We start from the raw sequence: 22,797 nt of genomic DNA, 5'->3' as shown, positions 1-22,797 counted from the left end.
CCCTCTTTTCAGGGGCTCGTCGGGGTGGTCTGGACTATCTTGTGTGCCTTGCCGTAGGTGTACCATATGCGGCAGGCGCCCTCGGTCGAGACCATGCATGCGCCCACTGGCTTCAGGGGGGTGCAGGCCTTGCCGAACAGCTTGCAGTCGGTCGGCTCTTTTACTCCCCTCAGCAGTTCGTTGCACAGGCATCCGGTGGTGCACTTGACGTCTTTGAGCTCGATGCCGAACTTCTTCAGGGCGTCGTACTTCTCGAACTGGGGCTTCAGCTTATAGCCCGAATCGGGGATGACGGGGAAGCCTCTCCACATGATGTCGCAGGGCTCGAAGACCTCTGCCATCATCTTCTGCGCCTTTAGGTTGCCCTCGGGCTTGACGGCCCTGGCGTAAGCGTTCTCCACGACCGCACGGCCCTCGACGATCTGCTTGACCAGTAAGTACAGCCCGTACAGGACTTCCATGGCGTCGAACCCTGCGATGACCTGGGGCACGGGGAACGCCTCATACTCGTGGATGCCCATGACTGTGCACACGTGGCCCGGTAAGAGGAAGCCGTTCAGGTTGGCCTCGCCCTGCTGCATCAGCCACTTCATGGCGGGAGGGACGAGCCTGTGGGAGACGATGATGGAGAAGTTTTCGGGCGGGTTTGACAATAATACAGCAGCGGTGGTCGGGGCGGTGGTCTCGAAGCCCACGGCCATGAATACTACTTCCCTGTCCGGAGTCTGCCTGGCGATGTCGACCGCCTGGGCGATGCTCTGGACGATGCGGATGTCTCCGACGGTGTCGTATAACGAGGACTTAGTGCCCGGGACTCTCAACAGGTCGCCGTAGGTGCAGATGATCTTGCCCTGCTCGGCTAATTCGACGCACGCGTCGATCTCGCTCTGGGGGGTGACGCACACCGGGCACCCGGGGCCCATGACTACCTTCACGTTGGCCGGCAACAGCGAGCGAATGCCACTCTTGGTGATGGTGTACTCGTGGGTGCCGCACACGTGCATGATCTTGATCTCTCTCCCGGCCGCGAGCTTCTCGATCTGCCCGGCCAGGGCTTTTGCCGCCTGCTCCTGTCCTGTCATAATTCCTCTAGCCTCTGCCGATTTCCAGCATTCTGTCCAGTGCTTTTTTCGCCCCGGTACGAATAGTTTCCGGTATCCTGATCTCGGTCTTCATGTCCCGGAGGCTGTCCCTGATCGTCTCCAGAGTGTTCATCTTCATGTTGGGGCAGACCACGTAGTTGGAGACGGGGTAGAAGTTCTTTCCCGGGTTCTCCTTCTTGAGCCGGTGGATGATGCCCACCTCGGTGCCGATGACCAGGTCCTTCGTAGTCGTTTTCGCATACTTGAGCATGCCGTCCGTGGAATAGACGCCGTCCGCGAGGTCGATGACCTCCTGCCGGCACTCCGGGTGCACGATGACCTCCGCCCCGGGGTGGTCCATCTTAGAGATCAGGATGTCCCCGGCGGTGATCTGGTGGTGGGTCGGGCAGAAGCCGTTCCACGGGTAGATCTTCTTCTTAGTGAAACGCTGGGTATACATCGCCAGGTTGTAGTCCGGCACGTGCAGGACCTCGTCCTGCTCCAGCGCGTTGACGATCTTAATGGAGTTGGAGGACGTGCAGCACACGTCGCTCTCCGCCTTGACCGCCGCGGAAGAATTGACATAGCAAACCACGGCCGCGTCTGGGTGCTCCTTCTTGAAGAGCTGCAGCTGCAGCGGCGTAATCATCGCCGACATCGGGCAGCCCGCCTCAGGCTTAGGGTTGAGCACGATCTTGTCCGGGTTCAGGATGGCGGCGGACTCCGCCATGAAGTCCACGCCGCAAAACACTATCACTTCGGCGTCGACCTCCACGGCCTTCTGGCTCAGGCCAAAAGAATCGCCACAGTAGTCGGCGATATCCTGCACCTCGCCCCGCTGGTAGTTGTGGGCGAGGATGACCGCCTTCCTCTCTTTTTTAAGTTTTAAGATCTCTTCTGCGAGGCTCATAATACACTTCTCTTGGGAGTTTTGGAGTAAAATAGACGTGCTACGCATTAAACTTAACTGTATGCCGGCGACTGCGACAACGATGGCATCAGCGACGGCGACGAAGTTCTGAACGGTACTAACCCACAGGAGGCTGACTCGGACGGCGACTTCATCCTGAGTGGCGAGGAGGCTCTCTACGGCGAGGATCCGACGATCTTCGACATCAATTCGCCAGAGGTCAGGGGCGAGGTCTGCTATTCTTAAGCGGTGAGCAGGTACAGCAGTGTCCCGGTCACGAAGGTCTCCAGAAACGCGGCGATGAGCAGGAGTGGCGCGATCCAGAAGATGAACACCAGCAACGCCTCTCGAAGGTCCTTCCAGATGTACTTCGCCCCGCTGTCCAGCTTCGTCAGCGCGTCGATCTTGAACACCGAGCCCGTCGCGGACAGGATCGCCCTCATCATGTCCGTTCCCAGCTTCAGGCCTATGGCCGCGGAAATGAACACCATCGGCATCTCGATGACCCCGTGGGGCACGATGCCGACGATCACGTAGAGTATCCCGGTCTTGACGAACGTGGCCCCGACCACGATGCCGATGACGAACCCGTTGGCGATGATGAAGATGATCGGCGCGATGCCCAGCGCCAGGCCCAGCACTACAGTCAAAAAGCACTTGATGACGTTGTTCTCGAAGATGGCCAGCGTCAATCCCAGCGCGGACATTTCCTTGAGCGGGCTCACTTCCTCCTGAAATCCCGAGATGGTACTCTCGGTGAACGCCGGGTAAACGGCGGCGACCGCAAAGCCCATGGCCATGAACAGGGCGAACAGCAAGATGATTGCCCCGAGGTGCCAGCGTAGCCTGTAGACGTACCCCGCGAAGTCCCGGGGCCCAGGTATCCTGTTCTCGAACGTCACTGTGCCCCCTCCGTGGAAACCGGGAGCCGGTTGCCTCTGTCCATGCCGACCATACGAACTTAGATTAAAATATTAATATATATAATATTGACGTGCATAAAAGGCTGGAAGAAAGGCAGGCGGTCGATGTGATGCCTTCCTATCCCCGAGCCCGTGAACGTTGTCGAACGCTGCGCTGTGCTGGCCATCATTACAGGTATACTGGCATATTGTTGTCTTTGTGTTCATGAACGTACACGAACGCTGCGCTGTGCCAGTCCTCACAGATGCCACAGATTCTGTTTGATTCCACAGATTCCGCTGCTGAATCCACAGATTACTACTCGATATCACAGATGGAATAAGTACGATAATATCGATCACCGATAGCAATCATCAGAGTAAAGTCGATCAGTTTTTTCTTGTTTATCTGTGCTATCGGTCGTAATCTGTGGATTCTGTCTCAATCCGTGGAATCTGTGAGGTTTTGCACAGCGCAGCGTTCGTATTGCTTTCTCACTACACAGGAGCAACTAGAAAACACACAGTCAAGCGTTCGTCTTGCTGTCTCCGTTGTCAGCCCATAAGGAAGTAAACCAGCGCCAGCGTCACGTAGCTCTCCACGAAAGCGGCCACGAACAGCAGCGGCACGAGCCAGACGACGAAGACCGATACGCCTTCTATAAGCTCTTTTTTGAGGTCTACAGCCTGCCGGAGGATGGCCATGAGTACGCAGTGCCCGAACCGGAGCCCGATGGCGGCGGAGATCGCGACGACCGGCACCTCGATGATACCGTGGGGGATCAGGGCTGCTGCGATGAACAAGGGGCCTGCAGTCATGGTTGACAGCGCGATGACCAGGCCCATGGCGAGGCCGTTGACGAATATGATCAGTAAAGGCAGCAGGCCGAGCCCGAGGCCGAGTGCCATCGCGAGCAGGCTGGCCCGGGTGTTGTTCAGGAATATGCCGATCATCAGATCGAACTGCGATGCGGAGAGCAGGGGCTTCATCTGGTTGCTGATGACCTCTACAAACTGCTGGCTCTCCTCTGGCATGGCCAGGGCCATAGTCGCCCCTATGAGGCTGGAGAAAATCCACAGCGCGGCTATCACCAGGATGTAGGCCCTGATATGGTAAAGGTAGGCCACGAATGTCCGTGGCCCGGGAAGTATCGTTTTTCGTGTCATGCTGATACGAACGTCATATGTAGTGTGTTCCGGATGCCGGGGCCTGCGCCGAGGACCAGGAGCACGAACTTGATGCCGTAGTACATCTGCGGGTCATCTTTGAAATACTTCTCGATGATGTAGATGACAGGGATGAAGACTGCCAGCTTCAGCGCGTACATGACGAACGAGGTGCCGAACAGGTCGATGAAGAATACCGGGACGACGTGTTCCTCGTACCACCCGCCGACGAGGTCGATCGCCGTGAAGGTGGAGCTGGCGTCGAACATGTGGGCGGCGAGGATGGCGATGTTCAGCTTGTTGGTGAGGAAGTCGAGCTTCAGGTGCCTTGCTATGACGTATATGGAGGCGGTGAAGGTGGCTGCCAGCAGTACGATGAGTACTGGGGCCCACCACAGCCGGACCTCCTGGGTGAACAGCATGCCTAGAACGATGACGATGCCGGCGACTCCGGTCCAGAAGTAGGGCTTAGAGTAGTCCTTGACGACGCCCGCCCGCTGCAGGCCGAGGCAGATCAGCAGCACTGCGGCTGTGATGACGAAGGCAAGGACGTAGACGAACGGGGTGATAAACATGTAGCTCAGGGGCGGCTGCACGAGCTGTACGTCCTGCACGACCCGGAGCGAGGCGCCCACGATGATGAACGGCACGGTGGAGACGACGAACTTCTCGTCGATCCTGACTTTCAGCATGTCCATTACCTTTAATATGGCGAAGAGGCTTATACCAAGGATAATGGCATAGGTGACGGTGTTTACCGGATTGTATCCCTCACCGGCATACACGATGGGATGAATGTAATACTTGTAGACGAACTCGCCAATGTCAAACGACAACATGTTCACCTTGGGGTGTTAATACGAGCAACAGTGACATAAATGTATCCAAAGGGGAAACAGGCGTCTCCAAGCATAGCGAGCGGTGGATGCAGCTTCCCCGGAACGTCATAGCGGGGCCTGGCGCCATCCGGAGCGTGGGCGACCTGTGCAGGAGCATGCGCCTCAAGGGCCGGGGTCTCATCGTTACCGGCAAGACCACTAAACAGATTGCCGGCGACATAGTTGCCGATTCGCTCAGGGAAGCGGGTTATGGCGCGGACTTTCTGCTCGTAGAGAACGCGACCATGGAGAACGTGGAGAAAGCGGAGGCCCTCGCCAGAGAGCTGAAAGCCGAGTTCCTGCTGGGCGTGGGCGGAGGCAAATCCATCGACATTGCCAAGATAGCCTCGACCCGGCTTAACATGTACTACCTGAGCATCCCGACGGCAGCATCCCACGATGGCATCGCCTCTTCCCGGGCATCCATCCGCCATGACGGCGAGACCGTCTCCATGCAGGCCGAGGCGCCTCTCTGCGTCCTGGCCGATACCAGCATCATCGTGAGATCGCCATACAAGCTGCTGGCAGCAGGCTGCGGCGACGTCATCTCCAACTACACCGCGGTCCTCGACTGGAAGCTGGCCTCGCGGCTGCGGAACATCTATTTCTCCGAGTACGCCGCGGCTCTGTCCCAGATGACGGCGGAAATAGTGGTCAACTCTGCCCACATGATCCGGCCCGGCCTGGAGGAATCCGCACAGGAAGTGGTCAAGGCGCTGGTCTCGTCCAGCGTGGCCATGAGCATAGCCGGATCTTCCGCCCCCGCCAGCGGCAGCGAGCACAAGTTCTCCCACGTGCTGGACCGGATCGCCCCGAAGCCTGCACTGCATGGCGAGCAGTGTGGCGTAGGCACCATCCTGATGATGTACCTCCACGGAGGCGACTGGGAGAAGATCCGCGACGCCCTGAACACGATAGGCGCCCCGGTCACCGCCAGAGAAATGGGCATCGAGGACAAGTACATCCTCCAGGCGATGACGGAAGCCCACAAGATCCGGCCCGAGCGGTACACCATCCTCGGCGATACCGGGATCACCCTCGAAGCCGCGGAGAAAGTGGCCAGGGCGACCGGAGTCATAGAGTAAGCAAGAAAAGAAAAAGCTTCCCGGTGTCCCGGCGTATTCTGGCGCCAGGCCCGGCAGCAATTGTTTTTAATAGGACGTCAGCCTGCTGATGACGTCCACGCGGGTGATCATGCCCTTGGGCCTGCCGTCCTCGGTGACGAGGAGCCTGCCGATCTTGTTCCTGTTCATGAGGGCGACCGCCTCATACATGGGCTTGTCCGACTCGATGGTGATGACTCTGGGCGTCATGAACTCGGTAACCCTGCTGTTGCCCTTGTCTGCGGAGATGGCGCGGCCGATGTCCGTGTAGGTGATGATGCCCACGATCTTGCCCCCCTCTTCTACGGGGACGCCGTGGATGTCGTTCCTCGCGAGGGCGACGAGAGCGTCCTTGACCGTCGAGGTGGACGGGACTGTGATCAACTTGTGGTTGATGTAGTCTTTGACGGGCTTCTTCGGCAGCGAGATCATCTCGTTGATGCTCAGCAGAACTATGCCGCTGATGTCGTCCCTGCCGACCACGTCGCCTCTGACCATCAGCTTGTTGACTGGCGTGGGGCCGATCTGAATGGTGTCGCCGACGTCGAAGTTCCTTATGTCTCCAAGTATCTGGATGCTGGCCCTGCACATGTCTGGATGCCTTACCGTGTTAAGATCGATGTCCGCCACGTTGGTGTTCAGGACTCGCTCGCCGTTGCGGTAGATGGGCACTTCCGCCTCTTTGTCCATGTGCGAGAGGTTCAACGCCTGGTATGCTGCGCTTGTCGCCTTGTAGCCGCCCTTGGGTCCCGGCACTCCTTCCACGAGGCCCAGCGCTTTCAGCGACTGCATCTGGTTACGGACGGTGCCCGGGTTGCGGTCGATCCGCTCCGAGATCTCCTCTCCCTTGATAGCACGGCCCTTCTCCCGGAATAAGTTGATCAGCGCAGATAAAATTTCTCTCTGGATTACCGTCAGTTCAACCATTATTATCACGTCAATTGCCGAATTACTGCGTTTCTCTAACCTTCCAGATTATAATGTTTTATCATTATATACTTTGCTAAACGAGCCTTGCCAACGTTCACAAATACAGGGGGCGCTGGTCGGCAAACGCCGTCCAAACGACGTGTGTAAAGCTGTCGCCCCGGATTATAAAAGTGTCGATGATCGAAGTACCGCCGCGGGAATCGGGGATTTAGTATCCTCAGGCCCTATCATGCCATAGACTCCCCTGCTCACATCAAGTGTTTATAATATGACGGTGTACTGACAGTCGAGAGACCATGGGCTACCAGAGCGACCCTGAAAAGAGCGGCTTAATCCTGCCGTTTTCCAGCGCGGTGAAGTTCCACGGGCACATCTGCCCGGGGCTGGCCATCGGCTACTACGCCTCTCACATCGGCATGCGCTGGCTGCACAGCCACATCGGCGACGACAGCGAGGTCATGGTGATGGTCGAGAACGCGGGCTGTGCAGTGGACGCAGTGCAGGTGATCACCGGGCGAACCATCGGCAACGGAAACCTGATCGTCTATGACTATGGTAAACAGGTCTACACTTTCATGATCAAAGGCACCGGCAAAGGCTTGCGCATCTCCCTGAGGCCTGAGTACACCCTCGAACGGATAGACCCCGAAATCGCCGCCCTGTGGGAAAAGACCTCAGCCGGAGAAGCGAAAGCCGGAGAAACCGTCGATCTGCCCCGCCGCGTCGAGCGAATCTGCCGGGCTATCCTGGAGACGTCGGGCGACGTAGTCTTCGACATCCGGGAAGTGGCCATAGATTTCCCCGGCCGTGAGCCCGGGGCCGGTAACGTGATTTGTGCCCGCTGCGGCGAGCCGGTGAGCTCGGACAAAGCGCGGAAAACCATAGACGGTTACTATTGTCAGCCATGCAGCCAGAGGAACTGACCACTTTTTCATTCCTCCCTGAGCCGGACATAAATATATATGTCTGATCATGCTTAATCTTTAGATGCCTCGGCGAGGGCTCATGAAGATCGACACACACATCCACACTACCTGTTCTGACGGCCGCAAGACTGTCCCGGAAGTATTTCAGCTGGCCTCAGAGCTTGGCATTCGCCTGCTCTCGATCACCGATCACGACACCGTCGCCGGCTACCCCGCAGCCTTCGGGGAAGCGGAAAAGCACGGCATTCGCCTGATTCCCGGAGTAGAGTTCTCAACCAGGAACGAAGACGGCCACGTCGACGTCCACGTAGTGGGACTGAGGATCGACCCTGACTACGCCCCCCTGCAAACCGAGCTCAAACTGCTCGCGGACGCCCGGGTAGAAGCCCGGATGCGGCTCCTCGACCGGGTCAACGCCTACCTGGCCGAAAAATACGAGGGCATCGAGCCCGTAAAATTCGAGAGCGTCAGGAAGCGGGTGTCTGGCACCATCGTGGGCAAGCCCCACATCGCCGCAGAGATCATCGAAACCGCCCGCAGATCAGGCATCGAGATACCCGAGGAAGAGCTGTACGCCATCTTCCGGCTCCCCGAAGTGGAGACTAAAAAAGCCTACGAACTCACCATGGCCGAATGCATCGAGCTGATCAAAGCGGCAGGAGGCCTGCCCGTCCTCGCCCACCCCTTCGAATACGCCCGGCCCGACGCAGTGTTGAAGAAGTTCAAAAAGCTCGGCGGCACCGGAGTCGAGCTCTGCAAGTACCGGCAGAAGACCAAAATGCGGTTTATAAGAAACATCGAGCCATACGCCCGCCTGACGATGGAAAGGCAGCTCAACATGAAAACGATAGAAATGGCCCGACGCTATGGCCTGAAACTCACCGCCTGCTCCGACTACCACGCCAAAAACGGCGAGCCCGGGATGGAGGCCGACGAGTACGGCATCGACATCGGGTGGCTCCTCGAATAAAACAAGCTCCTTATTACTCACCACCGAGGCAAACAGCGAACTAGTTACCACAGAGGCACAGAGGCTCATAGAGTACTGTTTTACCACAGAGGCACAGAGACGCACAGAGGCTCACAGAGTTATTGGTTCACCACAGAGGCACAGAGGCTCACAGAGAATTTCAACATGGCGATTATACTTCAATTGTCTAATTAGAAAGTCTCTGTGTTTCTCTGTGCCTCTGTGGTGAACCGTTCTCTGTGTTTCTCTGTGCCTCTGTGGTGAACCGTTCTCTGTGTTTCTCTGTGCCTCTGTGGTGAACCGTTCTCTGTGTTTCTCTGTGCCTCTGTGGTGAACCGTCGCCGTGCCCGCCGTGGTTTGTTTTTCAGACGTTCCTTAGCAGCGAAGCTATGGCGGACATCAGGCATATTACGCCGCCGGCGGCCATTGTGATCGCGACGACGGGGATGAGGAGGCTGTGGTCGGCTTCGAGGATCTGGCCATGGTAGCCGGCGAGGCTGAACTGTACTGTCAGGAGCAGTACGGCGAACGACGTGCCCAGGGTGAAGCCGAGGTTTCTCACGGTACTGGAGACGCTGGAGGCGATGCCGAGCTTCTGGCGGGGGAGGGCGCTCATCAGCTCCGTATTGTTGGGGCTCTGGAACAGGGCGCCGCCAATGCCGAGGAGGACCATGCCGGCGATGATGGCCGGGATGCTCGCAATGTAAGCTGCGTAGGCGTAGAGGAACATCGCCGCCGTGATGATCAGCATGCCAGCAGTGCTGTAGTACTTCGAGTGGTGCTTGTCGTAGAGCCACCCGCCGATCGGCGCCCCGATCATCATGATGATGGGGTTGATCAGGAAAAACATGCCTACCTGTGCAGGGGTGAAGCCCATGACGCCCTCGAAGTAGAACGGCCCCACTATTGTAACAGTAAAGCTGCCGACGAAGAAGAGGAGCATGCTCAGGCAGGGCAGGGTGAAGTTCTTGATCCGGAACACTTCCAGGTCGAGGATAGGCGATCTGGCCCGGCTCTCGATCCACACGAAGGCGGTGAGGGAGACGGCGAAAATGGCGGCGAGCGCGACGATGGGCGGGGTGATGGCTGCCGTATCCGCCAGCTGTCCCAGGCACAGGACCAGCGAGGTCATCGCGGTGACGAGGGCCCCGGTGCCCGCCCAGTCAAACCCGGCCTCTTCGTACTTCGTCTCCGGCATCCGCAGGTAAGCCAGCGCGGCCAGGAGCACGACAACGCCGATGGGCACGTTGATCAGGAAAATGTACTGCCAGCCCAGGGTGCTGACCAGGAACCCGCCGACCACCGGGCCCATGATGCCGCCTATTGCGACGGTTGAGCCGATGTAGCCCATAGCCCTGCCCCTCTCTTTGACGGGGAAAGCCTGAAAGAGGATGGCGCCGCTGATGCTGAACACCATGGCACCGCCGACGGCCTGCAGTACCCGGCAGCCGATGAGCACCGGGAGGTTAGGCGCCAGGCCACAGGCCAGAGAGCTGACGGTGAAGATCGCGAAGCCTGCGATGAATATGGGGATTTTACCTGTGCGCTCGGAGATCTTGCCGAACACGAGCAACAGGCTGGTGATGGTGAGGAGGTAACCGGTGATCACCCACTGCGACAGCGCGACGTCTACGTTGAAGTAGGAAGTGATCGTAGGAAGCGCGATATTGGTAACCGTGCCGTCTATGACCGACATGAAGATGCTGGGGAGCACCACCAGCATGATCTTGTACCTGTTTCTGTACACCTGTTCCGGGATCTGCTCCTGCTGTGCCTGCTGCATACCGTCACTCTATCACAGCAAACGGCACGATAGAGTATATAGTTTCGCGTAACAGGCCGGCCGCCTCATTTGCCGGCGATACATTCCTCAATCGCCTTTATCAGTGAATCCCTTTCCGGGGGGCCGTCGTACCGCGCCCCGTTGATAAAGAACGACGGGGTGCCATTTACTCCGCTGCGCACGCCCTCCAGGAACTGCCTGCGGATTCCTTCTTCATAGACATGGCTATCAAGCTCGCCGTTGAATCTGCCCGTGTCCAGCTTCAGGCCTGCGGCATAGCGCTTCAGGTCTTCGGCTTCCAGGGCATCCTGGTGCTCGAAGAGCACGTCGTGCATCTCCCAGAACTTTCCCTGCGCTGCAGCAGCCTCAGCGGCCTCTGCCGCCAGCATGGAGTGCGGGTGCACCTGTGTCATGGGAAAGTGGCGGAAGGCAAAGCGCAGCCTGTCGCCAAGCCTGCGCCGGACCTCTTTGATGACCGGATGAGCCCTCCCACAGTGCGGGCACTCGAAATCGCCGTACTCTACGAGAGTGGCGGGGGCGTTTTCCGGCCCATGCGTATGGTCTTCCGGGCCGACCGGCCGGACGAGCCTCGGCGCCTCAGTATGAGGCGCCTCATACTGTTGCGGCAGCCCTCTCGCCTCCGGCCTTCAGGTCTTCCAGCGCCTTGAGGACCCCGTCGGCGCCCGGGTTCACCTTCAGCGGGGATATGTAGCTCCACCGGATGATGCCGTCGCCGTCGATCAAGAACAGCGCCCGCTCGCTCATCCCATCCGTCTCCCTGTAGACGCCGTAAGCCCGGGAAACTTCCCCCTTCGGCTCGAAATCGGATAACAAAGGAAAGCGGAGGTTCCGGCTTTTCGCAAAGGCCTGGTGGCTCCAGATGCCATCCACCGAAATGCCCACGATCGAGGCCCCGTACCGCTCGAACTCGGGGAGCACCTCATTGAACAGCGCCAGCTCATCCGTGCAGACCGGGCTGAAATCTGCCGGGTAGAACACGAGGACCAACGGCCTGCCCTTGTAGTCGCTCAGCTTCACAATCTGGTCATGCCCGGCACGCAAGGCGAAATCTGGCGCTCTGGCACCAGGTGCCAGCGGTTTCGCTACCTTTTCGGACGGGTCCTTCCTGACCGCCGAACTATCCACGTTCTCCATAATAACCTCCTGAGTATCTGCAACACGGATATTGATCATACGGAAGAATGCCCTGCATGCCAACAAAACATCGCCCGGTTTTTCACGGCCCAATGCAACGCGGGGAACGTGACCTGACCTGGGAAGCGTTTATTTCCCAGCATGACCTATGATTCTGTGGTGGGTTAATGAAAAAGCTCCTATTACTCATACCAGTCCTGCTGGCAGTCGTCCTGATCAGCGGGTGCCTGAACGTGGCCATGTACACGAAAGTCGACAAAAGCGGCAACATCAGCAACCTGAAGATGGAGATCAACACGACCTCGTACGTCTACAACCTGATGGCCCAGAACATCCAGAGCGAGGGGTATTCCAGCATGAAAGAATACATCCTCTCCAACTACACTAAATCTCTGGACGGAAGCACGGCCGGCAATACCGTGGACTACAGCGAGGAATGGTCCGGCGACCATGTGAAGATGATCATCGACCTCAAGGGCTCGATCGTTCCCTCCGCAGACAGCGGCATTAAGATAAGCCGGGACGGAGACTTCCTCCTCTACGAGATGTCCATGGGCGACGACGATTCGTCCGGCCAGATGCCCTCCAGCTCAGAATTCGCCAACATGTCCGACGCGATGCTGAGCGCCATCACCTTCGACTACTACCTGGAGATGCCGGGCAAGATCGTGGACTCCAACGCCAACGAGATCAAGGGCAACAAGGCAGAGTGGCACTTCAACGGCAAGACCATGGCCAGCATGGATCGCCTGTACGCGAAGAGTGAAGTGCCTAAGGCGCCCGGATTCGGGGCGATCGTAGCGCTGCTGGCAGTGCTGTGCGGGTACGGGCTGATGGCCGCCGGGAGAAAGAGAGACTGAAAGCTGCACCCGGGAGTCATTTAAAAAAGTTATCCCTGTATGGTGTTAGGGGGGCTTTTTGTAAAAAGCCCCCCCTCGTCACCCCCTCAAAAACATCACTATAAAAGTGCCCTTTCAGGGCTTATTCGAGTGTCGAGACTCAGGGGGACTTTTGAAAAAGTCCCCCGAGAGCCCCTTTAAAACTTTTAGCGCCCCCACGGGGATTCGAACCCCGGTCTAGAGCTCCGGAGGCTCCAAGGATATCCACTACCCTATAGGGGCGTTTTGACGATCACTAATGCACTCACTTAGATATAAACTTTGAGTTGCGTTTTACCCGGGCGACCGGCTGCTCAGGAACAACCTTGGCGACAAATGTTCGGAGTCACTGCCGGCCGAGATCGCTCAATATCGAACTCCAAGGCCAGACTCTCGCCGTACTTATCCTTGTAGGTCTTGCCGTCTGCAGGCCTGGCGACGCACTCGGGGCATAGCGGTAAATCGTCTGAGCTTATCCTGATCCTTCTCCGGCACTCCCGGGCTCTCAGGAGTTAAATGCTCCGGCCTTCTCAAGGCATCGCTGTGCCACCACGGGACCCTGTGAAAGCCATGCCCGCCCGGAGCATGGCCTTACGGTCAGGGCAAGCGAGAAATGAGAAAATTGGGCTTAAAATTAACATTTCAGGCACTGTTTATTGCATGATGATTCTATGACGTCTCTACCTGTCCGAAATCAGGAGGAAGATCACCTCCTTACGCCGAAAAACTGTGTGCTGATCCTCATCGACTACCAGCCTCCGCAAATATTTACGACAAAGTCGATGGACCGCCAGCGAATGATTGACAACGTCGTCGCGCTCACAAAAATCGCGAAGAACTTCGGGCTTCCGATTATCCTCACCACGGTCAACGTCACTAACGGCGTGAACCCGCCAACGATTCCACAGCTACGCAGCATAATCCCGGAAGTGCGGGAGATCGACAGGACGACCATAAACTCGTGGGAGGACGAGGAATTTGTTAACGCGGTCAAGGCGACCGGCCGCAAGAAGCTGCTCATGGCTGCGCTGTGGACGGAAGCCTGCCTGATATTCCCCGCGCTCGACGCTTTGAAGGAAGGCTACGAAGTGTATCCGGTCATCGATTGCCTGGGAGGCACCTCGATAGAATCGCATCAGGCAGCCCTGAACCGCGCGGTTCAGGCCGGGGCACAGCTGACGACGTGGAACGGGGTCGGATGCGAACTCCAGCGGGACTGGGCCCGCAAAGAAACCGTGCCGGGCTGGATCAAGGCAAACATCGAGCAGGGCGAGGCCTGGGGCTGGTATCTCACGATAGAGCACGAGGTCAACGAGTTCCATAACTACGTGCCAAAGGCACACGGCGAAGCGGAGCCGGCACAGTCGGCCAGAAAGGAAGCGCAGGCGTGAAAACGGGCGGACATTGCCCGCTCGTGCTCGCAGGCTGGCTCAATCGAGGCCAGGAGCCCGGATTCCATCTATCCGTACGCTTTCTCGAATAATTCGAGCATGTTCCGCACGCCGAGCGCGACGCCCTCTACCTCAATGCCTCCCTTGCCCTTGGCGCCGTCGCCTACCACGAAGAGGCCTTTGACCGGCGTCAGGTTGCCGAGGTCGTAGCCGGAGGAAATGCGGTTGACCGGCCAGTCGTCCTTGTAGGACTGGACCATAAGCACCGAGTACTTCTTGCCGGGGAAAATCTTCTTCAAGTCCTCCAGGCCGAGCTTAATTTCCTGCTGCATGTCGGCACTCCGCAAGGTCTGGTGGGACATGGTGAGGTGCATGCCCTTCGGGGCTAAAGAAGGATCCGTGTGGGTGACCTCGTTGATGCCGTTCACCCTCCTGGTATACGGGGTGAACAGCACGCCGGGGTGGCCGACGAGGGGCTCTTCCGCCGCGAGGCAGATCTTGATGCCGGCCGAAGGCTTTACCTTCGTCAGCACTTCGGCGTACTTCGGCTCCAGGTACTTCCGGTCGTAAAGCTTAGAGGTCAGCTGGTGCCCGATGTTGGAGATGACCGCGTCGACCGGGACATTCTGTCCGGCCACGGATACGCCCGTAGCCCTGCCGTCCTCTACCTTGACCGCGTCCACCCTGGTGCTCAGGTTGATGCGGCCGCCGTTGTCCTCTACCACGCCTGCGAGCGCGTCGACGACGCCGCTGCAGCCTCCCATGGGTATTCCAGGCATACCGTACTTCTGCATGTTCTTCAGGATCGCGGCGATCTCTTCCATCGGAGTGTTAGCGGCGGTAGCCGAGAGCGCCCATCCGCAGAAGCTGTCTGCGAGGGGCAGCATGTCCGGGAAGCCTTTGAGGAAATCTGCGGCGGTGCCTGTTTTCTGGCCGAGAGCCTTCATCGCCAGCAGCGGCACCTTCAGCTTGGTCGCCGGCGACAGCACGTCGACGAAGTTCATGGCGCTGACCAGCTTGCCGTCCTGCATCAGGACGGTACCCTCAGGCTTCGACCTGACGATCTCGACGTCGGCGCCCACGTCTTTCAGCAGAAGAGCCAGCGGGCCGGTCGGGCCATGGGGTATCATGTGGAAAGCGCCCGTGGTGAGCTGGAAACCCTTGTAAGGCAGGTTTGTGAAACGGCCGCCGTACATGTCCAGCTGCTCGTATACCGTGACGTCGTGCTCTTTAGACAGGGCGGCCGCAGAGAGCAGGCCGCCCAGCCCGGCGCCGATCACTGCTATCTTCAACTTCAGTCCTCCCTGATGGCGCCTATCGGGCAGTATCCCTTGCATGTGCCGCATTCTGTGCAGCTTTCGGTTATCCTGCTGATGCCGCAGGTTTTTATGGCGCCGGCGGGGCAGAACACCTTGCACTGCCCGCAGCCGACACAAGTTTCAGCGATCCTCATGAAACCATCTGTCGTTTTTATAGCCCATTCTACCTATAATGCTTTTCCGTTATTTCCTGCCCTGCCCACTTATCGTTCGCAGACACTTTGACCGTGTGAGCAGCCTTCTGAGCCTTCTTCTTCGCGTCCTCCACGGTGCCCGCAGTGGCCAGGACCACGCCCAGGCGGCGCTCCTCGTAGGCCTCCGGCTTGCCGAAGATCAGCACGTTGGTATCGGGAGCGTAGGCGCCATCGACCTTGAACTGGGGGTACCAGCCCTCGGTGTGGGACAGGATCACGTGGGACGCCGCCGTAGAGCGGGGCTGGATGACCTTGCCTTCGCAGGCGATGGGGATGCCCAATACGGCTTTCGCGTGCAGCGCGAACTCCGAGTACCCGAAGGGCATGCTGGCGATGGTCACCAGGCCGGTGTCGTGGGGCCGGCACGCCGTCTCGTTAGCATACACCTTGCCGTTCTTCGTATCCACGAACATCTCGTGGGCGAACAGGCCATAGCCGCCCAGCTTGTCCATAATGCGGCCGGCGTAGTCGTAGATCTCCTTCTCCAGCTTATCGATCTTCTTATCCGTGGCATCGGTCCACGGGTGCCAGGAAGCATGGTAGTCGCCCTCGATCTGGTAATGGCCCAGCGGCCTGACAAACTTGCTCTCGGGCTTGCCCTTCCCGTTCAAATACCGGACCGAGAGGGCGGTGATCTCGACGTCGAAGTCGATGAACTCCTCTACAATGATCTTGTCCGAGGAGCCCCTGGCCTTGGCCGCCTCCTTGAAGGCCTTCTCTACATCTTTCGAGGATTTCAGCACGTAAGAGCCCTTGCCGCTCGACGACATGATGGGCTTGGACACGCAGGGGAAGCCGATCTTCTTGCACGCGGCCTTGAACGATTCCAGGTCTGTGGCGTACTCGTACTTCGAAGTCCTGGCCCCGGTGGAGGCGATCGCCTCTCGAAGCCGCTCCCGGTGCATGGCCGTCCAAACGGCGTTTGCACAGGGCGCCACGAAGAAGCCCTCCTTTTCTAGTTTGAAGAGCGTGTCCGTGTTAATCGCCTCGATCTCCGGGATGATCGCATCAGGCTTCTCTTTTTCAACGATGGCCAGCAGCGCCCGCTCGCTCTTCATGTTGGTCACGTACGACCTGTGCGCCACCTGCATGCCCGGCGAATTGGCGTACCGGTCGACGGCGACGATCTCGATGCCCATCCGCTGCGCCTCGATCATCGTCTCCTTGCCCAGTTCCCCGGCGCCGAGAAACATGAGTTTTGCCCCGTTTGCGTATGGAGTCCCTAAAACTTTCCGTGCTGTGATACCCATGGCAGCTACCTCTTGACTAAATCATATGAAGGGCGGGAAAGATAAAAGCTTTAGCTGTCCACGAAAAAACCGGGGGTTGCAGCCGGCTATGCTGGCGTTGCTGCAGGAACCGCCGAACGCTTAAAAAAATATTTGTATAAAATACAGCCAGAGCATTATTCATGGGGCAGCAGGCAGACCTGATCGCAAAATACAACCTGTACCGGAAGAAGAATAAGGAGCTCAACAACAAGCTGATCCAGTCCTGCCTCGATAGGGAGACTATCCTTAAAGCAGCAGAGTTGCTAGGCATGGTCGAGAATGGCAAGATCATGTTAGAGGACGTGCAGGAGTCCGACGTCCTCATGGACTTCGCTCTCAACGACTGCCTGAAAGACGGAAAAACCGCCGTCGAGCGATACGCCAATAAAGTCGGCGGGGCCGACGAGATCGAGCAGGAGATTCTCGAGGGCCTGCGGTCGTCTTATACATCGCTTTTCAAAGAAGCTGCAGTATCCAGGGAGAACCGGACCGTCGATCTCGATGATGTCCTGGGCAACAGGGGCAGGATACAGATCATCGACAACGGACTGAGCATGTCTTACTCGTGGAACACCTTGCTGTTCCTGCGAATCGTGCCGCTGAAGAGCTTCAGCATGACCTCCGGCATCTTCTTCGCCTTCGACCAAAAGACAGAGAACCGCATGCTGAGGGCGTACGAGAACTTTTATCAGAGAATACCGGCAGATACTGAAGATATCCGGCGGTTTGCGGCCTTCTTCAAGACGAACCGGATCTTCGGGAAACAGGGAATGTTCATATGATCTGTAGTTGTGATGTGGCGAGCATCGACCGCCTGGCTGACAGAAAGCAGGACGAGAACTGGCGGTTCCGCGCCTTCCTCAAGGAAGAGTGCGACCTGCCCGACGCGGAGGTCGACCGCATGGTCCATGAGCTATACGGCCAGGAAGCGGCGAAGATCGACTGCACGTCCTGCGCCCGGTGCTGCAGCACTGCCCCACTGCTGGACGACGAAGACGTGGGCCGGCTCGCCGGCTCGCTCGGCATTACCTCAGACGAGGTTACCTCCAGGTACCTGAAGATGGACGACGACTGGGGCGAGCTTACCTTCAACCAAAAACCGTGCCCGCTGCTGAAGGACGACCTTTGTACTTGTTACGCTGCCAGGCCGCACGACTGCTGGTCATATCCCCACCTGCAAAAAGAGGGCTTCCGGCACCGGTTGATAAGCGCCGTGAACAACGCCTCGGTCTGCCCCGTCGTGTTCAACGTCCTGGAGCGGCTGAAAGATGAGATGAGGCCCCACGGGTGGAACCGGCACACCTCCGGGCGAGGCCGGAACAGGTGAGCTGTTTATTATTTCATGTCCAGTTGGCCCTATGTGAGTCGAAAATACCGCCAGGCACTCACCATATGAAAAATGAAATATTCATGTTGAAGCTATGAGAAATTGAAAGTTAGCCCTGTGTGAGTTTAAAATACCGCCAAGCTCGCCAAGGTGCCAAGCACGCCAAGATACACATTTTCATGGAACGCCAAAATTTTTTTAGCGATATCTTCTGATCCTTATCACAAAGTCCTTGGCGTTCCATGAAAAATTGGCTCTTGGCGAGCTTGGCTCCTTGGCGCTCTTGGCGGTATTTTCGACCTATACAGGGCCAACTACTGATTTTTCATAGCCTCTACCTGAATATCCCATTTTTCATAAGGCGAGTGCCTGGCGGCCCTATAACCATAGCCCATATAAGGCATTTTTCATATGACTATGCTTCGTGTAAAAGGTACGAGCGTTCATCAGAAAAACTCTAATAATATCGTTATCCTCTCAGACCTTTCCACACTCCAGAACCTCCTTTCAGACCTCTCCACCCTCCTCAACCTCCCAGCCTGAAAATCCTCCTCCGCCTCCCGGGAACTCCCGGACCTCCCGGGGATTTTCGTTGTTGGTCGTGTAGAAAAACTCAGGAGATCGGTATGCCGTGGGTCTTGTGCTTCTCTGTCACCGGCAGGGTGATCTCCAGCACGCCGTTGTTGTAGGTCGCCTTCGCCTTGCTCTTGTCCACGTCAGAGGGCAGGGATATGGAGCGGTAGAACTTAGAGTAGCCCCGCTCGTGGCGGATGTAGCCCTTTTCCTCTTTCTGGCTCTCCATCTTCTTCTGGGCCGAGATTTCCAGCACGTTGCCTTCCTTAACATCGATGCTGATATCCTCCTTGCTGACGCCAGGCAAGTCGGCGGTGACGATGATCTCGTTCTCATGCTCCCTGACGTCCACGTGGGGCACCTGCACCCCTCGCTCTCCTGCCGCCATGGGCATTTCCATCTCGCCCATGATCCTGCTCAGCCTCTCCTGCATTCTCCGCAGCTCATCCATCGGGTCCAGTAAGTATTCTCTCATCTGCGATCCTCCTGATTCTGTTAAGGAATATCTGTGCGGAAGTGCACAAAACTTGCCCGCGGGAAATTCGGGCCAGATTGTTTACCACAATGACACGGTGGGACACAACGACTAGTAACCACAACGGCACAAAGACACAATGTTTTCTAACCACGGCGGCACGGCGGCACGGAGACAATGCGGTCCACGACCGGCCCGATGGTTATGTTAACCACGGCGGCACGGCGGCACGGAGACAATGGTGAGCCGCATATATAGGAACCCTTTTTTGTCCACGGCGGCACGGAGACAGTGCATTAACCAGGAGGTATGCACCGGGGAAAAGCGGGGTGCTCCCCGGTGCCTTGTATGGTGGGTTCTGGCAGGAGGTGAAAAACCTGCCATTGCTTGCAGTGCTGGTATTGGAGTAACCAGGGGTTTTGATAATCTTTACTTCACTCAGGTCAGCGGCGGCCGTATTTCCAGACGATGAAGCCGAAGGCCAGAATCGCTAACAGGGCTATGCCGATGCCGATGCCGAGCCAGGAATTGCTCCGGGTCACACTTACTTCGATGTACTTCTGCTCCGTCTTCGCCTCTGCGCTCACCGCTCGCATATACAGTCTTTCCGTGCCTTCGGAAGCGTCCGCCTTGGCCGTTATCTTGACTACGAACCGCTTCGACTCGCCCGGGGCAAGCTCGCTCGCTTCGCGAGTCACTACCTCGGCGTTCAGCGATTCTGGGATGTCATCATTTCCCATGTCGATCCTTACACTGGAAAGCTTACCCGAGCCATTATTCTTAACGTAGACGTCCACGTTCTTGCTCGTCCCTGCCGCAAGGCTGAGATTCTCCGGCATCGAGAACTCTAACTTGTAGTCGGTATCTATCGTGGAGTCCACGTACAATTGCACTTGGCCAGAGTCGCCTTCGCTGCCCGCTACAATAGTAATCACGTGACTGCCTGCCGATAACGGAGTAGTTTTTACTTGGAAAGTCCTGGAGGAGCCCTTCTCTACGAACACCCGGCTGATCACGTCCGAGCCTGACAGTAATTGAACGTTCCACCCGGCGGGAGCATCCTTTACACTGACAGCGTACGACTTATCCACGATACCATTGTTAGTCAACGTGACGTCGAAGGTGACAGTCTGGTTGACTTTGATGACTTTCCCAGGGTAATCTGTAGTCAGCTTCACGCCGTTCAAACTAGTAATATTATTATCAGTAGCAATTGGCAGGTACCCGATGTACAGGCTGCTGTCCAGCACGTGGTACCCTGCACCCTTGTCATCCATTACGGTTAGCTGGTAGAATGGAGCCCTGACAGTAACACTGTAGTAACCGTTGGAGACGGGAATGCTGAATACGCCGTTGTCGTTGGTGCCGCCGGTGTACGACTTATCTGTCTCCTTGTTAGTGATCGTTATTGCAGCATCCTTTACTGGCTGGCCAGTAGCCGAATCGATCACGGTGCCGCTGAGCGTGTACAGATTGGTAAGAATGATAGTAACCGTGGAATTGTCGCCGACCGTTGCAGTGCCGCTTCCACTCGCATATCCTGTTTTTGAGGCGGTGAAGTAGTACTGGCCCGGGGGCAGGGAGAAGTTGCCGATACCGTTCAGGTCGGTCTGCGTTGAATGGGTGATGCCGTTGACCTGCACGGACACCAGGGCCCCGCCGACCGCCCCATTCTTATCCTTCACCAGGACCGAGACGGGGGAGTCAGCGAGGGCAGAGGTGGAGGTGGCTATTAAAAATAGTGATAGGAGGATTGGGAGGAGTAATATGGTTGAGAGCTTCATTCTTTCACCGCTGCTACGGGCCGGGTGACCTCTAAGAAGATCTCGTTCAAAGTGGGCCGGTAAACGTCTAGCTCGGTGACGAGGCCGCCGGTCCTGCAGACTGCTCTGGATACGTCTTCCGAGACGTCCTCGGAGGCGTTGATCACATAGAAACCATTATTCCTTGCTACAGTGGAGATGCCGGTGATGCCTGAAATGGAATTCCTCACGACCGGCTCGTCGATCTCTTTCACTCTTAACCTGAGCTGGTAGCCCTGCCGTCTCGAGAACTGCTCCACGAGCTGATCGACGTTGCCGCAGATCTTCATCTCGCCGTTCACGATGATACCGATACGGTCACAGATCGCCTCTACTTCGGGCATTACATGCGAAGTCAGGAATATTGTTTTACCTTTGGCCTTCATTTCCAGCATGAGGTTGCGAAAGTCCTCGGCGCCCTGTGGGTCGATGCCGGCGGTGGGCTCGTCGAACATCATCACCTGCGGGTCGTGGACGATGACCTGGGCGACGCCGAGCCTTTGCTTCATGCCTTTACTGAACTTGTGTACCTTCTTGTGCTTGGCATCATGCAATCCCACCTTGTCCAGGGTCTTATTCACCTTTTCTTCCAGTTCCTTGCCGTGGATGTCGTACAATTCGCAGTAGAATTTGAGGTTCTGCCACGCAGTCTGGTTCTCGTAGAAACCATACGGGTCGGGAAGGACGCCGCAGGCCTTCCTCACTTCTAAAACGTCGTGGATGATGTCGTGCCCGGCGACTTTGCCGGTGCCCGAGGTGGGCTGTACCAGTCCGAGGAGCATCTTCATGGTAGTACTCTTGCCAGCGCCGTTAGGGCCGAGAAAGCCGAAGATCTCGCCTGCGTCTACTGTGAAGCTCAGGTTGTTGACGACTGCTTTCTGATCGTACAGCTTCGTGAGGTTCTGTGTCTCTATTACTGCTTGTCCCATCCTGTCATCCTCGAATCTTTTTCATTAGCTTCCTTGTTCCGGTAAAGGTTGAGTGTGTGTGTGTGTCGGGCCTATGCTGCGCTTGTAGTTCCTAAGCCGGTCCCTGATTCTGAATCCTTGCTCTGTGGCTCCGAAGGATTTGGCTATCTTTCGGTATAGCCTGATTTCGGCGGATTCCGCGAGGCCCAGCTCGATAAGGGCGTCATCATAAGAGAACGATATCCCGTCGCCTTCCAGGCTGCCTTTAAGGTTTGTCACGCTGTGGCGGGTCTCCTTCGACAGCTCCTGGATAAAAGCCTTCCGCGGGTATATCGAACACAAGTATTCGTATACGTCCTGGCGAACCCTGCTACTGTTTAAAGCGCTGTATATACGCCCGATATCAGGCGATCCCTTACTGTTGTTTTCCATGTTATCATCTCCGTATCACCACACTCTGCCAATCTATTGTTTTCTATGGTTATATATAAGTTTTATATCATAATCGGTTAATGAGCCAGCATTAACGGGTTTCCTTTCAAAACGGGTTTTGCTGCGGAAGTTCGTAGTATGGCAACAAGTGCGGTTAATTCTGTGAAGCTATGAGGGTAAAGGTATTATAAAAGTGGTGTGATTAATATTAACCAGAGTAAAATTTGATGACGGTCAGATGATAAATAATTATTAATAAACTACTTGTTATAATTTTTGTCATTACATCTATGTGTGTAAAACACGTAGCAGGTTGCCGATTTTATCAATCGAAATCCGACTTTTCCCTGATTAACCCGTCACTTAAGTCACGTATATGCATAAAATATAAATAGGCACTTATCGTAAAAAAGTTTGGAAA

24 protein-coding genes and 1 tRNA gene are annotated in these 22,797 nt (G+C 56.7%); 8 read left to right on the top strand and 17 right to left on the bottom strand.

Features of this window, described 5'->3' with window-relative positions:
• Positions 1-8 precede the first annotated feature (8 nt).
• A complete protein-coding gene (hypD, locus tag RCI_RS07860; RefSeq protein WP_012035892.1) occupies positions 9-1,082 on the bottom strand; it encodes a hydrogenase formation protein HypD in 1,074 nt (357 codons plus the stop codon).
• A 7-nt stretch (positions 1,083-1,089) separates the two neighbouring features.
• Positions 1,090-1,992, bottom strand: a complete 903-nt coding sequence (nadA, locus tag RCI_RS07855) for a quinolinate synthase NadA (RefSeq protein WP_012035891.1) — start codon at positions 1,990-1,992, stop codon at positions 1,090-1,092.
• 57 nt (positions 1,993-2,049) lie between these two features.
• Between nadA and RCI_RS17610 the strand changes: the two genes are divergently transcribed.
• On the top strand, positions 2,050-2,238 hold the full coding sequence (locus tag RCI_RS17610) for a thrombospondin type 3 repeat-containing protein (protein WP_394296434.1): 189 nt from the start codon (positions 2,050-2,052) through the stop codon (positions 2,236-2,238).
• On the opposite strand, the gene RCI_RS07850 is transcribed toward RCI_RS17610, so the two are convergent.
• The 3 genes from RCI_RS07850 to RCI_RS07840 form a co-directional block, all read right to left on the bottom strand.
• On the bottom strand, positions 2,235-2,894 hold the full coding sequence (locus RCI_RS07850; RefSeq protein WP_012035890.1) for a stage II sporulation protein M: 660 nt from the start codon (positions 2,892-2,894) through the stop codon (positions 2,235-2,237). The two genes, RCI_RS17610 and RCI_RS07850, sit on opposite strands and share 4 nt — an antisense overlap.
• Before the next feature lie 555 nt (positions 2,895-3,449).
• Positions 3,450-4,022, bottom strand: coding sequence for a stage II sporulation protein M (locus RCI_RS07845; protein ID WP_052309932.1), 573 nt, complete (start codon positions 4,020-4,022; stop codon positions 3,450-3,452).
• A 35-nt stretch (positions 4,023-4,057) separates the two neighbouring features.
• Positions 4,058-4,900 (bottom strand): DUF63 family protein, encoded by an 843-nt coding sequence (locus tag RCI_RS07840; RefSeq protein ID WP_048198262.1) that lies wholly within the window; start codon positions 4,898-4,900, stop codon positions 4,058-4,060.
• A gap of 35 nt (positions 4,901-4,935) precedes the next feature.
• Here RCI_RS07840 and RCI_RS07835 point away from each other — a divergent pair, with 35 nt between their 5' ends.
• Positions 4,936-6,024, top strand: a complete 1,089-nt coding sequence (locus RCI_RS07835) for an NAD(P)-dependent glycerol-1-phosphate dehydrogenase (protein WP_269446497.1) — start codon at positions 4,936-4,938, stop codon at positions 6,022-6,024.
• Positions 6,025-6,090: 66 nt separating this feature from the next.
• Here the strand turns inward: RCI_RS07835 and RCI_RS07830 are convergent, their stop codons facing one another.
• The gene (locus RCI_RS07830; RefSeq protein ID WP_012035885.1) at positions 6,091-6,969 is read right to left on the bottom strand and encodes a CBS domain-containing protein; all 879 of its coding nucleotides are present in this window, start codon (positions 6,967-6,969) and stop codon (positions 6,091-6,093) included.
• Positions 6,970-7,268: 299 nt separating this feature from the next.
• On the opposite strand from RCI_RS07830, the gene RCI_RS07825 reads away from it, so the two are divergent.
• Both RCI_RS07825 and RCI_RS07820 read left to right on the top strand, forming a co-directional pair.
• Entirely contained in the window at positions 7,269-7,895 is a 627-nt protein-coding gene (locus tag RCI_RS07825) for an FmdE family protein (protein ID WP_012035884.1), read from the top strand.
• Between the two features lie 64 nt (positions 7,896-7,959).
• A complete protein-coding gene (locus tag RCI_RS07820) occupies positions 7,960-8,868 on the top strand; it encodes a PHP domain-containing protein (RefSeq protein WP_081477303.1) in 909 nt (302 codons plus the stop codon).
• A 364-nt stretch (positions 8,869-9,232) separates the two neighbouring features.
• On the opposite strand, the gene RCI_RS07815 is transcribed toward RCI_RS07820, so the two are convergent.
• From RCI_RS07815 to RCI_RS07805, 3 genes are all read right to left on the bottom strand, one after another.
• A complete protein-coding gene (locus tag RCI_RS07815) occupies positions 9,233-10,651 on the bottom strand; it encodes an MFS transporter (RefSeq protein ID WP_012035882.1) in 1,419 nt (472 codons plus the stop codon).
• A 65-nt stretch (positions 10,652-10,716) separates the two neighbouring features.
• Positions 10,717-11,280 (bottom strand): DsbA family protein, encoded by a 564-nt coding sequence (locus tag RCI_RS07810; RefSeq protein WP_048198260.1) that lies wholly within the window; start codon positions 11,278-11,280, stop codon positions 10,717-10,719.
• Complete coding sequence (locus RCI_RS07805) at positions 11,264-11,806, bottom strand: redoxin domain-containing protein (protein ID WP_012035880.1); 543 nt, start codon at positions 11,804-11,806, stop codon at positions 11,264-11,266. Before RCI_RS07805 ends, RCI_RS07810 begins: the two co-directional genes overlap by 17 nt.
• Positions 11,807-11,973: 167 nt before the next feature.
• On the opposite strand from RCI_RS07805, the gene RCI_RS07800 reads away from it, so the two are divergent.
• Positions 11,974-12,666 carry a hypothetical protein gene (locus tag RCI_RS07800; protein ID WP_012035879.1) on the top strand — a complete coding sequence of 231 codons (693 nt, stop codon included), beginning with the start codon at positions 11,974-11,976 and terminating at the stop codon, positions 12,664-12,666.
• Positions 12,667-12,855: 189 nt separating this feature from the next.
• Here the strand turns inward: RCI_RS07800 and RCI_RS07795 are convergent.
• Positions 12,856-12,927, bottom strand: a tRNA-Arg gene (locus RCI_RS07795).
• A gap of 428 nt (positions 12,928-13,355) precedes the next feature.
• Between RCI_RS07795 and RCI_RS07790 the strand changes: the two genes are divergently transcribed.
• Positions 13,356-14,075, top strand: a complete 720-nt coding sequence (locus RCI_RS07790) for a hydrolase (protein ID WP_012035878.1) — start codon at positions 13,356-13,358, stop codon at positions 14,073-14,075.
• 68 nt (positions 14,076-14,143) lie between these two features.
• Here the strand turns inward: RCI_RS07790 and RCI_RS07785 are convergent, their stop codons facing one another.
• Genes RCI_RS07785 through purT form a run of 3 tightly spaced genes read right to left on the bottom strand, consistent with a single transcriptional unit; the run spans position 14,144 to position 16,838 of the window.
• Entirely contained in the window at positions 14,144-15,367 is a 1,224-nt protein-coding gene (locus RCI_RS07785; RefSeq protein ID WP_012035877.1) for a phytoene desaturase family protein, read from the bottom strand.
• A gap of 2 nt (positions 15,368-15,369) precedes the next feature.
• The gene (locus RCI_RS07780; protein ID WP_048198259.1) at positions 15,370-15,528 is read right to left on the bottom strand and encodes a 4Fe-4S binding protein; all 159 of its coding nucleotides are present in this window, start codon (positions 15,526-15,528) and stop codon (positions 15,370-15,372) included.
• Between the two features lie 29 nt (positions 15,529-15,557).
• A complete protein-coding gene (gene purT / locus RCI_RS07775; protein WP_012035876.1) occupies positions 15,558-16,838 on the bottom strand; it encodes a formate-dependent phosphoribosylglycinamide formyltransferase in 1,281 nt (426 codons plus the stop codon).
• A gap of 161 nt (positions 16,839-16,999) precedes the next feature.
• Between purT and RCI_RS07770 the strand changes: the two genes are divergently transcribed.
• Positions 17,000-17,641 carry a hypothetical protein gene (locus RCI_RS07770; protein ID WP_012035875.1) on the top strand — a complete coding sequence of 214 codons (642 nt, stop codon included), beginning with the start codon at positions 17,000-17,002 and terminating at the stop codon, positions 17,639-17,641.
• Complete coding sequence (locus tag RCI_RS07765; RefSeq protein WP_012035874.1) at positions 17,638-18,186, top strand: YkgJ family cysteine cluster protein; 549 nt, start codon at positions 17,638-17,640, stop codon at positions 18,184-18,186. The genes RCI_RS07770 and RCI_RS07765 overlap by 4 nt, the downstream gene beginning before the upstream one ends.
• Positions 18,187-18,799: 613 nt before the next feature.
• Here RCI_RS07765 and RCI_RS07760 read toward each other — a convergent pair.
• From RCI_RS07760 to RCI_RS15740, 4 genes are all read right to left on the bottom strand, one after another.
• Entirely contained in the window at positions 18,800-19,234 is a 435-nt protein-coding gene (locus RCI_RS07760) for an Hsp20/alpha crystallin family protein (protein WP_012035873.1), read from the bottom strand.
• A gap of 443 nt (positions 19,235-19,677) precedes the next feature.
• Positions 19,678-21,018, bottom strand: coding sequence for a carboxypeptidase regulatory-like domain-containing protein (locus tag RCI_RS07755; RefSeq protein WP_012035872.1), 1,341 nt, complete (start codon positions 21,016-21,018; stop codon positions 19,678-19,680).
• The gene (locus RCI_RS07750) at positions 21,015-21,965 is read right to left on the bottom strand and encodes an ABC transporter ATP-binding protein (protein ID WP_012035871.1); all 951 of its coding nucleotides are present in this window, start codon (positions 21,963-21,965) and stop codon (positions 21,015-21,017) included. Before RCI_RS07750 ends, RCI_RS07755 begins: the two co-directional genes overlap by 4 nt.
• Positions 21,966-21,989: 24 nt before the next feature.
• Positions 21,990-22,376 (bottom strand): helix-turn-helix domain-containing protein, encoded by a 387-nt coding sequence (locus RCI_RS15740; RefSeq protein WP_012035870.1) that lies wholly within the window; start codon positions 22,374-22,376, stop codon positions 21,990-21,992.
• Positions 22,377-22,797 lie beyond the last annotated feature (421 nt).

The organism is Methanocella arvoryzae MRE50 (assembly GCF_000063445.1).
In the GTDB taxonomy this organism is placed as follows: Archaea; Halobacteriota; Methanocellia; order Methanocellales; family Methanocellaceae; genus Methanocella_A; species Methanocella_A arvoryzae.
The sequence above is the reverse complement of the archived record's forward strand: the minus strand, read 5'-3'. Positions and strand labels throughout refer to the sequence as shown.